This is a genomic window from Frankiales bacterium, assembly GCA_016125335.1.
GTDB lineage: Bacteria > Actinomycetota > Actinomycetes > S36-B12 > CAIYMF01 > Longivirga.
This window is the reverse complement of the sequence record WGLY01000026.1, coordinates 62,696-79,747: the sequence shown is the minus strand read 5'-3', so window position 1 is coordinate 79,747 and position 17,052 is coordinate 62,696. Positions and strand designations below refer to the sequence as shown.

Sequence of the window (17,052 nt, the reverse complement as noted above, 5' to 3'; positions counted from 1 at the left end):
AGCGCCGGACGCGAGGGACCGGCGGCGGGGTCGTCGCGGTCAGGACGACGGCGGGTCGGCCAGGTGGCGGAACGCCTCGAGGTTGGCGGTGCTCTCGCCCCGGCTCGTGCGCCACTGCCACTCGCGCCGGATGGCGGTGGCGAACCCCATCTCGAGGATCGTGTTGAACGACCCGTCGGCGTACTCGAGCACCGCGCCCAGGACGCGGTCGAGCTCGTCGGGGGTCACGGCCGCGAGCGGGAGCCGGCCGGTGAGGTAGATGTCGCCGAGCCGGTCCACCGAGAACGCGACGGCGTAGGTGCGCAGGTTGCGCTCGAGCAGCCAGCGGAAGACCGCCTCGGCGTTCTCGTCGACGTGCCGGGCGACGAACGCCTGCACCGTGAGCGCGTGCTCGCCGACGACGAGGGAGCAGGTCGTGCGCTGCTTGCGCTCGCCGGGCAGCACCACCACGAACCGGCCGGGAGCGGTCTCCTCGTGGTCGAGGCCGGCGTCGGCCAGGGCCGCCCGCACCACCTCGGCCGCGGCCGCGGACCGGTCCGGGGCGCCGCTCACGTCGCGGAGCCGGCCAGTGCGAGCCCGGCGCGGTCGGCCAGGGCGTCGCGGTAGATCTCGAGGGTGGCGTCCGCCGTGGCGTCCCACCCGAAGCGCGCGGCGTGCGCCACCGCTCCGCGCGCCCACGTGGCCCGGCGCGCCGGGTCCGTGACGACCGAGCAGAGGGCCTGCGCCCACACCTGCGGGTCGTGCCCGTCGACGAGCAGCCCGCTGGTGCCGTCGGCCACGGCCGTGGGCAGGCCGCCCACGCGCGCGGCCACCACCGGCGTGCCGCACGCCTGGGCCTCGACGGCCACGAGGCCGAAGGACTCGGAGTACGACGGGACGACGCACACGTCGGCCGCGCGGTACCACTCGGCGAGCTCGACGCGGCCCGCCGGCGGGACGAACCGCACGAGGTCGGCGACGCCGAGGCGGGTGGCGAGGTCCTCCAGCGCGTGCGGGTGCTCGAGTCCGCTGCCGGAGGGGCCGCCGCACACGACGACCTCGACGTGCTCGCGCAGCGAGGGCGTGACGGCGACCATCGAGGCCAGCGCGCGCACCAGGACGTCGGGCGCCTTGAGCGGCTGGATGCGCCCGACGAACAGCAGCACGACCTTGCCCGGGTCGACGCCGAGGCGCGCCCGGGCGGTGCGGCGGGCGTCCGGGCCGCCCGGCCGGAAGACGTCGAGGTCGACGCCGGGGTGCACCACGGCGACGTGCGCCGGGTCGGCGCCGTACAGGTCCACGAGCTGGCGGGCCTCGGCCGCGGTGTTGGCGACGAGCCGGTCGGCGGCGTCGACCACCTGCTGCTCGCCGATCACCCGGCCCTCGGGCTCGGGGCGGTCGCCCTCGGCCAGGGTGAGGTTCTTGACCTTCGCCATCGTGTGCATGGCGTGCACGAGAGGGACGTTCCAGCGCTCCGCGGCCAGCCAGCCCACCTGGCCGGAGAGCCAGTAGTGCGAGTGGACGACGTCGTACCAGCCCTCGGGCCGCATCGCCTCGGCGCGCAGGACCCCGGAGGTCACCGCGCACAGCTGGCCGGGGAGGTCCTCCTTGGCCAGGCCCTGGTAGGGGCCGGCGGTGACGTGCCGGACGGTGACGCCGGGGGCCATCTCGACCGAGGGCGGGAGGTCGCCGGAGGTGGCGCGGGTGAAGATCTCGATCTCGACGCCGCGCTCGGCGAGGCGCCGGGCCACCTCGGTGACGTAGACGTTCATGCCGCCGGCGTCGCCCGTGCCGGGCTGGTCGAGCGGGGAGGTGTGCACCGAGAGGACGGCGGCGCGGCGCGGGAGCGGCCGCGGGTCGCCGTCGCGGTGGACGGGACGAGGGGTGCGACGACGGCGGGTCTCGGCCTCGAGAGGCAGGATCGCCACGGGCCGCACCTCCTGGTCGCTGGATCGTCCGTCGCTCGCGCACGGCCGCAGGGGACCGCTTGAAGCGTCAACCTCGGCAGAGTCTGGCGCATTCCGCCCCTACCGGCGAGCGCAGGCGGGAGCGCCTGCGGCCTGCCCGGACGCCGGCGCGCGGTCGTCCGGAGTCCGGCGCGCGACGCCCGCACGGGCGGGCGGGCGGGACGGCGGAGCCGCCGGTCAGAGCCCCTCGGCGAGGGCCTCCGGGTCGACGTCGGCGTACGGCTCGCCAGTGGCCACGTAGACCACGCGCTTGGCGATGGTGACGGCGTGGTCGGCGAAGCGCTCGTAGAAGCGCGACAGCAGCGTGACGTCGACCGCCGTCTCGACGCCGAACTCCCAGGTGGGCGAGAGCACCACCTGGAACAGCTCGCGGTGCAGGCGGTCCATGTCCTCGTCGGTGCGGGCGACGTCGGCGGCCATGGTGATGTCCTTGGTGGCGATCACGGAGCCGGCCTTGGAGACCACGTTCTGGGCCACCGCGCCCATCGCCTGGAAGGTCGGGCGCAGCTGGGCCGGGATCGCCGACCCGGGGTAGCGCATCCGGGCGGACTTGGCGATGTGCGACGCGAGGTCGCCCATGCGCTCGAGCGAGGCGGAGATGCGCAGCGCCGCGACGATGATCCGCAGGTCCGTGGCCACGGGCTGCTGGCGGGCCTGCACCTGGAAGCAGTCGGCCTCCACCTTCGAGGCGATCGCGTCGATCGCGTCGTCGCCGGCGATGACGCCCTCGGCGAGCTGGAGGTCGGCGTCGAGCAGGGCCTGGGTGGCGCGGTTCATCGCCGAGGCGACCAGCCGGGTCATCTCGATCAGGTCGTCGCTCACCTGGTCGAGCTGCTCGTGGTAGAGCTCGCGCATGACGGTCCTCGGGGTGGATGGGCCGGTGCCGCCGTGCCCGGCGACCCGCTCTGGGGCCCCAATCTAGGCCGCCGCGGAACCGCTCGCCCGCACCCGGGTGAACGACGCCCCACGCGCAGGTGAACATCCGGGGTCGCCGGTGAACAGCAGGCGAAGACTCCCGTCGCCCGCTGTTCGACGGTCGTTCGCCTGCCGCCGCGCCCGTACCCTGGCCCCGTGGACGTCGCCGCGGGTGCCGCGCTGGCTGCGCTCGGCGGAGCCGCCGTCGGTGCCGCCGTGGGCTGGGTCCTCGGACGCCGGAGCCGCGCCGCGACGCCGCGCACCGACGACACGATGCCCTCGCCGGACGTCCCCGAGGGCCTGGGCCGGCTGCTGGCCGTGCTGCCCGGGGCCGCCTTCGTCGTCGGGTCGGACAACACCGTGCTGCGGGCCTCGGCCCGCGCCGTGACGATCGGCGTCGGCGAGGGCGGCCGGCTCGAGATCCCCGAGGTGCTGGCCCTGGTGGGGGCGGTCCGCCGCGACGGCGTCATCCGCGAGGAGGACCTCGAGCTGCGCCGCCCGCCGCTGGGCAAGGGCGTGCTCCAGGCCCGGGTGCGGGTCGCGCCGCTCTCGCGGCTGACCGTGCTGGTCCTGGTCGAGGACCTCTCGGAGTCCTTCCGGGTGGACGCCGTGCGCCGCGACTTCGTCGCCAACGTCTCGCACGAGCTCAAGACCCCGGTCGGCGCCCTGTCGCTGCTGGCCGAGGCGGTCCAGAGCGCCAGCGACGACCCCGACGCCGTGCAGCGCTTCTCCGCGCGCATGCAGGTGGAGTCCCAGCGGCTGTCCAACCTCATCTCCGACCTCGTCGACCTCTCCCGGCTCCAGAGCGGCGACCCGCTCAAGCACTCCGAGCGGGTCGAGGTCGACCGCGTGGTGGCCGAGGCGGTCGACGCGACCAAGCTGCTCGCGACCGCCCGCGAGATCGACGTCGTCGTCGGCGAGCCCAGCCGGGCCGAGGTGCTCGGCCAGGAGACCCAGCTGGTCATGGCGCTGCGCAACCTGCTCACCAACGCGGTCGCCTACTCGCCGGCCCACACCCGCGTCGCCGTGGCCGCCCGGGCCGACGACCGGCTCGTGGAGATCAGCGTGACCGACCAGGGCATCGGGATCCCCGAGGGCGAGCAGTCGCGGATCTTCGAGCGGTTCTACCGCGTCGACCCCGCGCGCTCCCGCGTCACGGGGGGCACCGGGCTGGGGCTCGCGATCGTCAAGCACGTCTGCGCCAACCACGGGGGCGAGTGCACCGTGTGGTCGGTGCCGGGGGAGGGCTCGACCTTTACCCTGCGGCTGCCGCTGGCGCCGCAGACCCGACGTACACCCGAAGGAGACCCGGTCCCGTGACCCGCGTGCTCGTCGTGGAGGACGAGGAGTCCTTCTCCGACGCCCTGTCGTTCATGCTCCGGAAGGAGGGGTTCGAGGTCGGCATCGCCCCGACCGGCCCCGACGCCGTCACGCTGTTCGACCAGCACGGCGCCGACGTCGTGCTGCTCGACCTCATGCTCCCCGGGATGTCCGGCACCGAGGTGTGCCGCAGCATCCGCTCGCGCTCCAACGTCCCGATCATCATGGTGACGGCGAAGGACGGCGAGGTCGACAAGGTGGTGGGGCTCGAGCTCGGCGCCGACGACTACGTCACCAAGCCGTTCTCCTCGCGCGAGCTCGTGGCGCGCATCCGCGCCGTGCTGCGGCGCACCGGCGAGCCGGAGGAGCTGCTTCCCGCGGTGCTCGAGGCCGGCCCGGTGCGGATGGACGTCGAGCGGCACGTCGTCTCGGTGGGCGGCACGCAGGTGTCGCTGCCCCTCAAGGAGTTCGAGCTGCTCGAGCTGCTGCTGCGCAACTCCGGGCGGGTGCTCACCCGCGGCATGCTCATCGACCGGGTGTGGGGCTCGGACTACGTGGGCGACGGAAAGACGCTCGACGTCCACGTGAAGCGGCTGCGGGCCAAGATCGAGGCGGACCCGGCCGCGCCGGTGCACCTGGTGACGGTGCGGGGGCTCGGCTACAAGTTCGAGGCCTGACCCGGCACGCGCCGGCGCCCGATCCGACGAGCAGGGCCGAGGCCTCGCCCGTTATCCGGACGGCGAGGCGGCTACAGCGGCGAGATGCCCTGGTAGATGCCCGTGGGCGGCACGACCATCACCGGCATCGTGATCGTGCCGGCCTTCTGGAACGAGAACTGCACCTGGGCGAAGAAGCTGGGCGTGATCGAGAGCCCGGACACGTCGAGGTGGTCGTCGCTGTTGAAGCCGATCCGCACTGCCGACTGCGGGGGCAGGGGCAGCGTGGAGCCGGAGATCCCGGTGCCCGCGAGGCGCACGGTGGCGCCGGTGGGCGAGGTGATCGTGGCGCCGAGCAGCGCGTCGGGGTCGGTGCCGGTGTTGACGATGGTGCCGATCGTGGTGGCGGCCTGGGGGTCGGTGCCGCCGGACACCAGGGTCATGTCCCGCAGCTGGATCGGACCGACGTTGGCGTTCGCCCCGTTGCCGGACGGGCCCTGCACCGAGGTGCCGGCGTCGACGCCGGAGGCGCACGCGGCGAGCGCGGGGACGAGGGCGAGGGCGCCCACCAGGGCGGCGGTGCGGCGGGCGGGGGTGCGGGTGGTGCTGCGCACGGGGTCGCTCCTGGGGGACCGGGGATCGGGCGCGGCCAGCCTAGGGCAGCCTCCCGCGAGCGCGCAGGCGGGCCGCGACGCGGGTGCCCTGCTGACCTCCCGATCAGTCCCCGCGAGGGTCGTGGAACCGCTCCAACGCGCTTTGTCAAGACTCCGTCAAGGCCTCTGACCTGCGAGAACGCCGTCCGGGGGCGAGGGGTCGCGTGCTAGACTGGGGCGAACCTGGAAAGGGGAACCCTGCATATGACGTTCACGGTCGGGGACACGGTCGTCTATCCGCACCACGGTGCGGCCACGATTGAAGCCATCGAGAAGCGGACCATCAAGGGCGTCGAGCGGGACTACCTCGTCCTGCGTGTTGCGCAGGGAGACCTCACGGTTCGCGTACCCGCCGAGAACGTCGACCTCGTCGGCGTCCGCGACGTCGTCAACCAGGAGGGCCTCGACCGCGTCTTCGACGTGCTGCGTCAGCCCTACACCGAGGAGCCGACCAACTGGTCGCGCCGCTACAAGGCCAACCTCGAGAAGCTGGCCAGCGGCGACGTGATCAAGGTCGCCGAGGTCGTGCGCGACCTGTGGCGCCGCGAGCGCGAGCGGGGCCTGTCCGCCGGCGAGAAGCGGATGCTGGCCAAGGCGCGGCAGATCCTTGTGTCGGAGCTCGCACTTGCCGAGAACACGAACGAGGACAAGGCAGAGGCGATCCTCGACGAGGTGCTCGCCTCCTGACCGGCAGCGATCCTGCTGACCCGGTCGGCAGGATCCACGGTCCTCGTTCGGAGGAACGAGCATGTCCCTGCACCTGAGGCGGGTCCCGAGCGTCGCCGTCGAGGCGCTCCGTCTGCTCTTCGTGGCGTTCGGCGCCGGCATCGGCTACCAGGTCGCGGTCTCCACGGGTGCCCATGACGGCACGCAGGTGCTCGGCGCGTTCTCCGGCCTGTGGGTGGGTGCCATCCTCGGCGCCCTCGGCGGCTACGTCGTCGGCGGCGTGCTGGCCCGGCTCACCATGCGCACCCTCGACCGCGGCGAGCGCGCCCTCGAGGGCCTCTCGGCCGAGCAGGTCATCGCCGGCGGGTTCGGCGCGGTCATCGCTGCCCTGTTCGCCACGGTGCTGGCCTGGCCGCTGTTCCTCATCGGCCAGCCCCTGCTCATGACGCCGCTGTTCCTGTTCGTGGTCGTCGTGGCGGCCCTGTTCGGCTTCCGCATCGGCCGCTCGCGCCGCGACGCGATGCTCGGGGTGGTCGGCGAGCGGGCCGGGCTCGCCCCGCGCACGCCGTCCCCCTCCTCGCTGCCGCGCCTGGTCGACACCTCGGTCGCGATCGACGGGCGGGTGCTCGACGTCGTCCGCAGCGGGTTCCTGCACGGCCGCTTCCTGGTGCCGCAGCCCGTCGTCGACGAGCTGCAGGCCATGGCCGACAGCTCGGACGACCTGCGCCGGGCCAAGGGCCGCCGGGGCCTCGACGTCCTGGAGTCGCTGCGCCGCGAGCACGGCGTGGAGCTGCTCACCGTGCCGGACGAGGCCATGGGCGTGCCGGACGTCGACGCCAAGCTGGTCCGGATGTCGATCGACCGCAACTGCGCCCTGCTCACCTTCGACACCAACCTGGCCAAGGCGGCGTCCATCGCCGGGGTCAAGGTGCTCAACCTGCACGGCCTCGCCCTCGCGCTGCGCCCGCTCGTGGTGGTGGGCGACGAGGTCGACCTCCACTTGCTCAAGGCGGGCAAGGAGGCCGGCCAGGCTGTGGGCTACCTCGACGACGGCACCATGGTGGTCACCGAGCAGGCCCGCGACCGCGTGGGCACCGACGTCCGCGTCGTGGTCACCAGCGTGCTCACCACGGCCAACGGCCGGCTCGTGTTCGCCCGTCCCCTCGCCCACGCCGGGGCCGCCCGGTGAGCCGCACCGCCGCGATCGTCCCCGCGGCCGGGCGCGGCGAGCGTCTCGGCCCGGGAGCGCCCAAGGCGCTGCGCACGCTCGGCGGGGTGCCCATGCTGGTGCACGCCGTGCGGGCCCTGGCCTCGGCGCGCGCCGTCGACCTCGTGGTGGTCGCCGCTCCCGACGACGCCGTGGCCGAGGTGTCGGCGCTGCTCCTCGAGCACGGGCTGGCGGACGCCGAGGGCGGCCGTGCGGGCGCGATGGTGGTCGCCGGTGGCGACACCCGGCAGGACTCCGTGGCCCGGGCGCTGCACGCGCTGCCGCCGGACTACGACGTGGTGCTGGTGCACGACGCCGCCCGTCCGCTGGTTCCCGTGACCCTCGTCGACGCCGTGGCCGCGGCCGTGCGCGGCGGCGCGGACGCCGTCGTCCCCGGCCTGCCGGTGGCCGACACCGTGAAGGCCGTCGACGCCGCCGACGTCGTGTCGGCCACGCTCGACCGCGCGCAGCTGCGCGCCATCCAGACCCCGCAGGGCTTCCGCCGCGCGGCGCTCACCGAGGCGCACGCGGCGTCCGACCCCGACGCGCCGGCCACCGACGACGCGGGCCTCGTCGAGCGGCTCGGCGGCAAGGTCGTCGTGGTGCCCGGCGACGAGGAGGCCTTCAAGGTGACGCGGCCGCTCGACCTGCTGCTGGCCGAGGCCGTGCTCGCGCGGCGGAGGGCCGCCGGTGTCGTCTCCTGAGCCGCCGCGGGTGGGGGTCGGCGTCGACGTCCACCCGTTCGCCGACGGTCGCGAGCTGCACCTGGCCTGCCTGCCCTGGCCCGGGGAGACGGGCCTGGCCGGGCACAGCGACGGCGACGTCGCCGCCCACGCCGCGTGCGACGCGCTGCTGTCGGCCGCCGGGCTCGGCGACCTGGGCTCGGTGTTCGGCACCGACCGGCCGGAGTGGTCCGGCGCCTCGGGCGCCGCGCTGCTCGGCGAGGTGCGCCGGCTGGTCGAGGCGGCCGGCTTCGCGATCGGGAACGTGAGCGTGCAGGTGGTGGGCAACCGCCCGCGGCTCGGCCCTCGTCGCGACGAGGCCCAGGCCGCGATGTCCGAGGTGCTCGGCGCCCCGGTGTCGGTCTCGGCGACCACCACCGACGGCCTCGGGCTCACCGGCCGCGGCGAGGGCCTCGCCGCCATCGCCACCGCCCTCGTCGTCCCCCGCTGACCCTCGCGTCGCGGGCGGAGGCGCCCGGGCGCAGGATGTCGGTATGCCTGCCTCCCTCACCGACACCGCCAAGGCCCTCCTCGAGGGCACCAACTTCGCGACCGTGGCCACGCTCGAGCCGGACGGGCAGCCGCAGCTGTCGCCGGTCTGGGTGAAGCACGACGGCGGCGACGTGCTGTTCTCCACGACCGTGGGCCGGCGCAAGCACCAGAACATCAGCCGGGACAACCGGGTGACGGTCTGCGTGATCGACCACGACAACCCCTACCAGTACGTCGAGGTGCGCGGCATCGCGACGATGACCGAGGAGGGCGGCCGGGCCCTGATCGACGAGTTCGCGAAGAAGTACCGCGGGCTCGACGAGTACCCGTACGACGACCCCGGCACCGTGCGCGTGGTGGTGCGGGTGACGCCGTACAAGGTCATCGACCGCTGAGGGCGGTGCCGGGCCCGCGGGCCTGCGCCGATTCGGCGTCGGGGGCACCCGCGCTGCGCCGATAGGCTCTGCCCGTGACCCTGCGCCTGCACGACACCGCCGCCAGGGCGGTGCGCGACTTCGTCCCCCTCGAGCCGGGACGGGCCTCGCTCTACCTGTGCGGCGCCACGGTGCAGGCGGCCCCCCACGTCGGGCACATCCGCTCGGGGGTCAACTTCGACGTCCTCGGCCGGTGGCTGCGCGCGTCGGGCTACGACGTCACCTTCGTGCGCAACGTGACCGACATCGACGACAAGATCATCGCGCGGGCGCAGGAGGAGGGGCGCCCGTGGTGGTCGGTGGCCACGGAGTTCGAGCGCGAGTTCGCCTGGGCCTACGACGTGCTCGGCTGCACCCGGCCGAGCATCGAGCCGCGGGCCACCGGTCACGTGCCGGAGATGATCGAGCTCATGCACGCCCTCATCGACAGCGGGCACGCGTACGCCGTGGACGGCGACGTCTACTTCGACGTCCGCTCCTACCCCGACTACGGCGCCCTCTCCGGCCAGCGCATCGACGAGATGCAGGCGGCGGGCGACTCCGTCGGCGACGCGCGCAAGCACGACCCGCGCGACTTCGCCCTCTGGAAGTCGGCCAAGCCCGAGGAGCCGTCGTGGCCCACGCCGTGGGGCCCGGGCCGGCCCGGATGGCACCTCGAGTGCTCGGCGATGGCGGGCAAGTACCTCGGCCGGGCCTTCGACATCCACGGCGGCGGGCTCGACCTCGTGTTCCCCCACCACGAGAACGAGATCGCGCAGAGCCGCTCGCTCGGCGACCCGTTCGCGCAGTACTGGCTGCACAACGCCTGGGTCACCACCGCCGGCGAGAAGATGAGCAAGTCGCTGGGCAACTCTCTTCTCGTGCGGGAGGTCGTCCGCCGGGTGCGGCCCATCGAGCTGCGCTACTACCTGATCTCCGCGCACTACCGGTCGATGATCGAGTGGTCGTTCGAGGCGCTCGAGGAGAACGCCGTCTCCTTCCGCCGGATCGAGGGCTTCCTCGAGCGGGGCGCCGACGCGCTCGGGACGGTCGAGGCCGTGGAGCGCGTCCGGCCGCAGGCGTTCGACGACGCCATGGACGACGACCTCGGCGTGCCGCAGGCGCTCGCCGTGGTCCACGAGACCGTGCGCGACGGCAACGCCGCGCTCGCGGCCGGCGACCTGGCCGCGGTGCACGCGGCGCACGACGCCGTGCTGGCCATGCTCGACGTGCTCGGGGTGGACCCGACGTCCGAGACGTGGCGGGGCGCGACCGGCGACGACGACCGGCTGCGCGCCGCGGTCGACCGGCTGGTGGCCGGACTGCTCGCCGCCCGGGCCCAGGCCCGCGAGGCGAAGGACTGGGCCACCGCCGACGCCATCCGCGACCAGCTCAAGAGCGCCGGCATCGCCGTCGACGACACCGCGGGCGGCTCGCGCTGGTCGCTGGACACCCCGAAGGACGTCTGATGGCCGGCAACTCCCAGCGCAAGGGCGCCATGCGCAAGGCGGGCACCAAGAAGGGCCAGACCGTGGGCTCCGGCGGCCAGCGCCGTCGCGGCCTCGAGCCCAAGGGACCGACCCCGAAGGCATCCGAGCGCACCAAGCACCCCGCCGCGAAGCGGGCGGCCCGCTCGGCGAAGGCGGCCGAGGCCGCCGCCCAGCGCGCTCCGGCGAGCGGCTCCGGCGCGCGCGGCGGCACGAGCGTGCGCACCCGCAAGGACGGCACGGAGCTGGTCGTGGGGCGCAACGCCGTCGTGGAGGCGCTGCGGGCCGGGGTGCCGGGCAAGGCGCTCTACGTGCAGCTCTACCTCGACAGCGACGACCGGGTCCGCGAGACCTACGCGCTGGCGGCCGAGACCGGCGTCCCGATGCTCGAGACCTCCCGCACCGAGCTCGACCGCCTCACCGCCGGCGCGATCCACCAGGGGCTGGCGCTGGCCGTGCCGCCCTACGAGTACGCCGACCCCCGCGACCTGCTCGACCGCGCGGCAGCGGCCGGCGAGCCGCCGCTGGTCGTCGCGCTCGACGGCATCACCGACCCGCGCAACCTCGGCGCCATCGTGCGCTCGGCGGCGGCCTTCGGCGCGCACGGCGTCCTCGTGACCGAGCGCCGCTCGGCCGGCATGACCGCCGCCGCGTGGAAGACCTCGGCCGGCGCCGCGGCCCGCGTGCCGGTGGCCAGAGCCACCAACCTCACCCGCGCGCTCAAGGCGTACGCCGACGCCGGGTGCATGCTCGTCGGCCTCGCCGCCGACGGCGACCCGCTCGACGACCTCGACCCGGAGCTGGCCGCCGGCCCGCTCGTCGTGGTGGTGGGCAGCGAGGGCGAGGGCCTGTCGCGCCTCGTGGCCGAGACGTGCGACGTGCGGGTCGGCATCCCGATGACGCACGACACCGAGTCGCTCAACGCCGGCGTGGCGGCAGGCGTCACCCTCTACGCCGTCAGCCGCGCCCGCCGCGCTCACTGACCCGGCTCAGCGGTCGCCCTTCCTCGTGTTGGTGGGGTGAGCGGCCAGTCTCCGGCGTCCTCGGGCGCGCCGCTCGGACTGCGTGCTCCCGCGACGACGTGAGGCCCTCACTCCGGCGTCGTGGCTACTCGAGCGGATCTCGGCCCGGGCCGATGAGCCCGGTGTCGTAGGCGAGGATCACCGCCTGCACCCGGCTGCGGAGCCCGAGCTTGGTGAGGATGCTGCCAACGTGCGTCTTGACGGTCGCCTCGGTCACGACGAGCTGGTCGGCGATCTCGGCGTTGGACAGCCCGCGTGCCACCGCCAGCAGCACGTCCCGCTCGCGAGGGGTGAGCTGCTCCAGCGCGCGCGTCTCATCCGTGTCGGTCGTGCCCGGCTCACCCAGATCGTGCGCGTGCAGGTCCAGCAGGCGCCGGGTGATCCGTGGCGACACCACGGCGTCGCCGTCGGCCACCGAGCGGATGGCGCGCGCCAGCTCGTCGACGGGCACGTCCTTGAGCACGAAGCCGCTCGCGCCCGCGCGTAGCGCCGCGAAAGCGTGCTCGTCGAGGTCGAAGGTGGTGACCACGAGGATCCGCGCGCCCGGGTCCAGAGCGACGATGCGCCGCGTGGCCTCGATGCCGTCGACACCGGGCATGCGCACGTCCATCAGCACGACGTCGGGCCGCAGGCTCTGGAACTGGCGCACGGCGTCGGCGCCGTCGATCGCCTCGCCCACGACCTCGAGACCGTCCGCCTCCTCGAGGATCATCCGGACGCCGGCACGCATCAGCGGCTGGTCGTCGACGACGAGCACACGTACGTTCATCGGCGCGCCACCCGGCGTGCGGCGGCGTACCGGCTCTCAGCCGTCGCTGCGAGCGGGAAGATGGCCCGGACGGTCCAGCCGCCGGCCGGATCGGCTCCGGCCTGCACCGCGCCTCCGTGAACGCTCGCACGCTCATGCATGCCGTGCAGCCCGTGCCCGCCACGACCGTCCCACCGTGAACCGGATCGCCCGTCGTCACGCACGGTGACGTGCACGGCATCTCCTCTGCGGTCGACGCGCACCTCGACCCGCGTCGCACCCGTGGCGTGCTTGAGGGTGTTGGTGATCGCCTCCTGCACGATCCGGTGCACGGTGAGCGCGATGCCGGGTGGCACGTCGAGTGCCGCGTCGGAGATCGTCGCCGTGGCGTCCAGACCTGTCGCCCGCACCTGCGCCACGAGATCGTCGATCTGACCGAGACCGGGCTGCGGATGGAGCCCGGCCCCTCCGGCATCGCCGCGCAGCAGGCCCAGCAGCCCGCGCATCTCCTCGAGGGCCTGGTGCCCGGTCGCCGACACCTGCGCCATCGCGGCAGCGGCCCGGCGCGGTTCACGCTCCAGCTTCACGGCGGCGGCGTCGGACAGCGTGACCATGACGGCCACGTTGTGCGCCACCACGTCGTGCATCTCACGCGCGATCCGCGCCCGCTCCGCCGCCACCGCCATGGCCGCCTGCTGCTCGTGCGTGCGCTCGAGCTGGGCAGCGTGGTCGCGGAGAGCCTCCAGAGTCTGACGCCGGGCGCGCACCCCGACCCCGCTCACCAAGGCCGCGAGGACGGGAGCCGAGAGCAGGAGCAGGGCTGGGAGGAACGGCAGACCGAGGGCCGCCGCGAAGTGCCAGCGCAGCGTCGCGAGCACGACGCCTGTCTCGACGACGACCGCAGCCAGGACCGCGACGCGCAGGCGGTAGGCGGCAGCCACCGTGCCCAGGTAGACGAGCAGCGCGACGTCGGCCGCCAACGTGATGTCGAGGCTCCACTGCACGAGGGACACCGCGCACGCGAAGACGAAGGTGCCCATCGGGAAGCGGCGCCGCCAGACCAGCGGCGCGACCAGCAGGATCGTGAGCAGCAGCCGTGGCATCAGGCCGCCCCCGGGCTGCCGGGCCCAGAACACCATCTGCGGCACGGTGCACGCAGCGATGCCTGCGGCGATGGCCCCGTCGACCAGCCCCGGACGAACCTTCAGCCACTCGGTCGCGTCGTCGAACAGCCTGTCGGTGGAGGACCCCGGAGCCTGGTCGGCGGACCACCGGCCCCACCAGGCGACGACCCGTGATCTGAGTGCGCCCATGACGACAGGATCGCCTAACCGAGGAACAGCGTCAGTGACAGTGGCGCGAGAGACCCCTGCGTGTTGCCCATGACCATCAGCATCAGCACGAACGAGGCGAACGCCGCAGCCCACGCGCCGAGCAGCAGAGGGACCTCGCGCCGGGTGGAGCGGCCGCCAGATGCTCGGGCACGCCGGACCAGTCTCCGCCAGGCAAGCAGACCGAGCACAGACACGACGACGAGCAGGACGCTCGTCACGACGGCCTTGGGACGCTGCCACGACAGGCGAGCATCGACGCGCTGCTGCAGCTCCGGGGGGACGGCCACGGGATTCGACGACTCCAGCCACGTCGACACCTCGTGCTGCACGACAGCCGACCGCGAGCCCTGTGCGGGCGAGCCCAGCATCCCCAGAGACCCTGCGAAGCCTTGGCGAGGCGAGAGCACTGTGCTGACGTTGGCGACGACGACGACGGCGAGCAGCAGCGCGACACCCGTGGCGAGCACAGCCCCCACGCCGTACGCGCGGCGCTCGAAGCGGCGCGCGGCGTCGCCCTGCGACCTGGCCCGGCCCCAGCCGCGCCAGAGCACGGCGCCCAGTCCGAGCACCAGGACGAGGAACACACCTCCGACGATCACCAGGACGAGGTGGAACCGCTGGTAGTCGCGGATCAGCAGCTCGAGGACGTCGTTGGGCTCGGTGCCCCGGGCCAGCATCGCGCGCAACGTGGTCTGCAAGGTCTGGTCCATGCGGCGACGCTAGGCGGCACGCGACGGCCGGTGCATCGTGCTGAAGGACCGCCTTCCGCCAGGCTCGCCTCCTCCTTTGGTCGTAGTCCGCCCATGGACTGGCGAGAGACCGTCGGGCCCCCACCCGCTCAGGCTGGTGCGGCAGGGACCTCGGCGTCCGGGGGTGGGTGGTCGGAGCCGTCCGCCGCATCCTCGAGCGCTCGCACGGCGTCGCGGTTGATGCGGTCGCCGAGCAGCGGGAACACGAGCACCGAGAGCGCGCCGGCGCCGACGAGCGCGGCGGCCGAGTCCGTGCGCATGAGCCCCTCGTCCACCTGGAGCGCGGTGATCGCGACCAGGATCGGCAGGGCCGTGGCGACGTAGAGGGTGAACTGCCACCGCTCGCGGACGTCGGGCAGCGCGCTGCGGTAGAGCACGAGCTGCGGCAGCCCGCGCACCAGCAGCAGCAGCACGAAGACGATAAGCATCGGGAACGGGTTGTCGAGGATCGCCCGGATGTCGAGCTTCGCCCCGCTCACCACGAAGAACAGCGGCACGAAGAAGCCGAAGCCGATCGCCTCGATCTTGGGCGCGAGCCGGTTGCGCTCGCCGGGCGGTGCGTAGCGCCGCAGGATGACGCCGGCGACGAAGGCGCCCAGCACGGCGTCGAGGCCGAACGACGCCGCGAGCCCGAGCAGGAAGAGCAGCAGGACGACGGTCCAGCGCACGGCGGTCTGCGAGCTCGTGTGGTGGCCGCGATCCATCAGCGCGAGCATCCGGTCGGTCATGAACCGCGCCGGCGCGCGCCACACGATCCACGAGAACAGCCCGAACACCACCAGCGTCACGAGGGTGACGCCGACCGAGTGCGACCCGAGCAGCAGGGCGATCGCCACGATCGGTCCGAACTCGCCGGCCGCGCCCGCACCCATGAAGTACGTGCCGAACGGGGTGCCCAGCGCGCCGCGGTCGCGGACGACGGGCAGCAGGGTGCCGAGCGCGGTGCTCGTGAGGGCGATGGCGAGGCCGGCCAGGTCGTGCACGATGCCGAGCGCCCACAGCCCGGCCGTGAGCACGAACGCGATCGCCAGCGAGGTGAGCCAGCCCGTGAGGGCGAGGCGGCCCGAGCGCCCTTGCACCGCCCGCTGCTCGAGCTCGAACCCGGCGAGGAAGAACAGCATCCCGAGCCCGAGCTCGTTGAACGTCTCGATGGTGTCGTTCACCCGGATCAGCCCCAGCACCTGCGGGCCGAACACGATGCCCATGCCGATGAGCAGCACGACCTCCGCCACCCGCAGCCGCAGCAGCCCCACCACGAGCGGGGCCGCGGCGGCGATGACGGCGATCACGAACAGCGTCGCGAGGCTCGTCCGCAGGTCGTCGGGGACTGCGGTGAGCAGGAGCGGGGAGGTCGGGTGCGGCACGGAGGGTCCGGTCAGTCGTCGAGCTGGTCGAGCTCGCTGAGGTCGAGCGGCTGGGTCTCGTCGAACCGTAGCCCGGTGAGGTCGCTCGGCGTGCCCAGGCGCTGGCCGAGCACGGCTCGCTCGTCCGGCTTGGTGCTCAGCACCGACGCCACGTAGTCGCGCGCCGCCTCGTCGAGGGACACGTCGCGACGCAGCCGCTCGCCCATGAACCAGCGGTGCTCGAGCACCTCGTGGAACATCTCCGCCGGCTCGAGCTTGCCGCGCAGCTCCGCGGGCACGAGGCCGGTGACCGGCTCGAACACCTCGGCCACCCAGCGGTGGGCCACGACCTCCTCGTCGGGTGCGTCGAGCCCGAGCTCCACCCGGTAGGTGTCGAGGTCGTTGAGCAGCCGCCGGGCCTGGTTCTCCTCCACGTCGAGCCCGGTGAGGCGCAGCAGGCGGCGCGAGTGGTGGCCGACGTCGACCACCTTCGGCGTCACGCGCACGGTCGTGCCGCCCTCCTCGGACACCACGGACAGCTCGGCGACGTCGAAGCCGAGGTCGTTGAGTCGCCGCACCCGCGCGTCGAGGCGGTGCCGCTCGCCGTAGCCGATCGTCTCCGGCGCGGAGATCTCGTGCCAGAGCGACTCGTAGCGCTCGCGGACCTGCCGCGCCATGGCGATCGGGTCGATGCTCGGGTGCAGCCGCCCCGACGCCTCGACGTCGAGCATCTCGCCGCCGAGGTTGAGCTCGGCCGTCTCGAGGTCGTACAGGCGCTGGCCCGCGCTGAGGTTGTCGTGGATCTCGCCGGTCTCGGCGTCGACGAGGTAGGCCGCGAACGCTCCGGCGTCGCGCCGGAACAGCGCGTTCGACAGCGAGCAGTCGCCCCACGCGAAGCCCACGAGGTGCAGCCGCACCATGAGCACCGCCAGGGCGTCGATGAGGCGGTTGGCGGTGTCGGGCCGCAGCGTGGTGGAGAACAGGGCGCGGTAGGGCAGCGAGAACTGGAGGTGACGGGTGATGATCGCGGCCGGCAGGTCCTCGCCGTCCGGGTTGGTCCGCCCCGCCACGATGCCGACCGGCTCGACGCAGGGGATGTCGCGGCGCCCGAGCTCGAAGAGCAGGTCGTACTCGTGCTGCGCGACCGGCTCGACGGTCTCCTTCACGGCGAAGACGTCACCGCCGAGGCGCACGAAGCGCACGACGTGGCGCGAGATGCCTCGGGGCAGGGCGACGATGGTCGACTCCGGCCACTCCTCCAGGGGCACGTCCCACGGCAGGAAGAGCAGGTCGTGCCGGCCGGCCGCCGCCGTCACGCGCAGGGCCATCGGGGCCTCCTGGCTCGGGTCTCTCGACGCCCGAGGAGGTGGCCGCGCCGT

Annotated in this window: 16 protein-coding genes and 1 pseudogene; 9 read left to right on the top strand and 8 right to left on the bottom strand. The window is 73.8% G+C overall.

Going from position 1 to position 17,052, the window contains the following annotated elements:
* Positions 1-39: 39 nt before the first annotated feature.
* From GC157_14810 to phoU, 3 genes are all read right to left on the bottom strand, one after another.
* Positions 40-552, bottom strand: a complete 513-nt coding sequence (locus tag GC157_14810) for a YbjN domain-containing protein (GenBank protein MBI1378730.1) — start codon at positions 550-552, stop codon at positions 40-42.
* Positions 549-1,898, bottom strand: coding sequence for a D-inositol-3-phosphate glycosyltransferase (gene mshA / locus GC157_14805; protein ID MBI1378729.1), 1,350 nt, complete (start codon positions 1,896-1,898; stop codon positions 549-551). Before mshA ends, GC157_14810 begins: the two co-directional genes overlap by 4 nt.
* 225 nt (positions 1,899-2,123) lie before the next feature.
* The gene (gene phoU / locus GC157_14800; GenBank protein MBI1378728.1) at positions 2,124-2,801 is read right to left on the bottom strand and encodes a phosphate signaling complex protein PhoU; all 678 of its coding nucleotides are present in this window, start codon (positions 2,799-2,801) and stop codon (positions 2,124-2,126) included.
* Positions 2,802-3,017: 216 nt separating this feature from the next.
* Here phoU and GC157_14795 point away from each other — a divergent pair, with 216 nt between their 5' ends.
* The gene (locus GC157_14795; GenBank protein MBI1378727.1) at positions 3,018-4,181 is read left to right on the top strand and encodes a two-component sensor histidine kinase; all 1,164 of its coding nucleotides are present in this window, start codon (positions 3,018-3,020) and stop codon (positions 4,179-4,181) included.
* On the top strand, positions 4,178-4,858 hold the full coding sequence (locus tag GC157_14790; protein MBI1378726.1) for a response regulator: 681 nt from the start codon (positions 4,178-4,180) through the stop codon (positions 4,856-4,858). The genes GC157_14795 and GC157_14790 overlap by 4 nt, the downstream gene beginning before the upstream one ends.
* A gap of 71 nt (positions 4,859-4,929) precedes the next feature.
* Here the strand turns inward: GC157_14790 and GC157_14785 are convergent, their stop codons facing one another.
* Positions 4,930-5,451, bottom strand: a complete 522-nt coding sequence (locus tag GC157_14785; GenBank protein ID MBI1378725.1) for a hypothetical protein — start codon at positions 5,449-5,451, stop codon at positions 4,930-4,932.
* A gap of 243 nt (positions 5,452-5,694) precedes the next feature.
* Between GC157_14785 and GC157_14780 the strand changes: the two genes are divergently transcribed.
* The 7 genes from GC157_14780 to rlmB all read left to right on the top strand — a co-directional run bounded on the left by GC157_14780 (position 5,695) and on the right by rlmB (position 11,460).
* Positions 5,695-6,177: a CarD family transcriptional regulator gene (locus GC157_14780; GenBank protein MBI1378724.1), complete on the top strand. Its 483-nt coding sequence runs from the start codon at positions 5,695-5,697 to the stop codon at positions 6,175-6,177.
* A 61-nt stretch (positions 6,178-6,238) separates the two neighbouring features.
* The gene (locus GC157_14775) at positions 6,239-7,345 is read left to right on the top strand and encodes a hypothetical protein (protein MBI1378723.1); all 1,107 of its coding nucleotides are present in this window, start codon (positions 6,239-6,241) and stop codon (positions 7,343-7,345) included.
* Positions 7,342-8,067: a 2-C-methyl-D-erythritol 4-phosphate cytidylyltransferase gene (locus GC157_14770; protein ID MBI1378722.1), complete on the top strand. Its 726-nt coding sequence runs from the start codon at positions 7,342-7,344 to the stop codon at positions 8,065-8,067. Before GC157_14775 ends, GC157_14770 begins: the two co-directional genes overlap by 4 nt.
* The gene (locus tag GC157_14765) at positions 8,054-8,536 is read left to right on the top strand and encodes a 2-C-methyl-D-erythritol 2,4-cyclodiphosphate synthase (GenBank protein ID MBI1378721.1); all 483 of its coding nucleotides are present in this window, start codon (positions 8,054-8,056) and stop codon (positions 8,534-8,536) included. The genes GC157_14770 and GC157_14765 overlap by 14 nt, the downstream gene beginning before the upstream one ends.
* Before the next feature lie 43 nt (positions 8,537-8,579).
* Entirely contained in the window at positions 8,580-8,972 is a 393-nt protein-coding gene (locus GC157_14760; protein ID MBI1378720.1) for a TIGR03618 family F420-dependent PPOX class oxidoreductase, read from the top strand.
* A gap of 74 nt (positions 8,973-9,046) precedes the next feature.
* Positions 9,047-10,459 (top strand): cysteine--tRNA ligase, encoded by a 1,413-nt coding sequence (locus GC157_14755; GenBank protein ID MBI1378719.1) that lies wholly within the window; start codon positions 9,047-9,049, stop codon positions 10,457-10,459.
* Positions 10,459-11,460, top strand: coding sequence for a 23S rRNA (guanosine(2251)-2'-O)-methyltransferase RlmB (gene rlmB, locus GC157_14750; protein MBI1378718.1), 1,002 nt, complete (start codon positions 10,459-10,461; stop codon positions 11,458-11,460). Before GC157_14755 ends, rlmB begins: the two co-directional genes overlap by 1 nt.
* A 124-nt stretch (positions 11,461-11,584) precedes the next feature.
* Here the strand turns inward: rlmB and GC157_14745 are convergent, their stop codons facing one another.
* The 4 genes and pseudogenes from GC157_14745 to GC157_14730 form a co-directional block, all read right to left on the bottom strand.
* Positions 11,585-12,268 carry a response regulator gene (locus GC157_14745; GenBank protein ID MBI1378717.1) on the bottom strand — a complete coding sequence of 228 codons (684 nt, stop codon included), beginning with the start codon at positions 12,266-12,268 and terminating at the stop codon, positions 11,585-11,587.
* Positions 12,269-12,723: 455 nt separating this feature from the next.
* Positions 12,724-14,481, bottom strand: a pseudogene (locus GC157_14740) (hypothetical protein).
* Positions 14,420-15,907 carry a sodium:proton exchanger gene (locus tag GC157_14735; protein ID MBI1378716.1) on the bottom strand — a complete coding sequence of 496 codons (1,488 nt, stop codon included), beginning with the start codon at positions 15,905-15,907 and terminating at the stop codon, positions 14,420-14,422. The pseudogene GC157_14740 and the gene GC157_14735 overlap by 62 nt, the downstream one beginning before the upstream one ends.
* The gene (locus tag GC157_14730) at positions 15,706-17,001 is read right to left on the bottom strand and encodes a DUF4032 domain-containing protein (GenBank protein MBI1378715.1); all 1,296 of its coding nucleotides are present in this window, start codon (positions 16,999-17,001) and stop codon (positions 15,706-15,708) included. Before GC157_14730 ends, GC157_14735 begins: the two co-directional genes overlap by 202 nt.
* Positions 17,002-17,052: the final 51 nt, after the last annotated feature.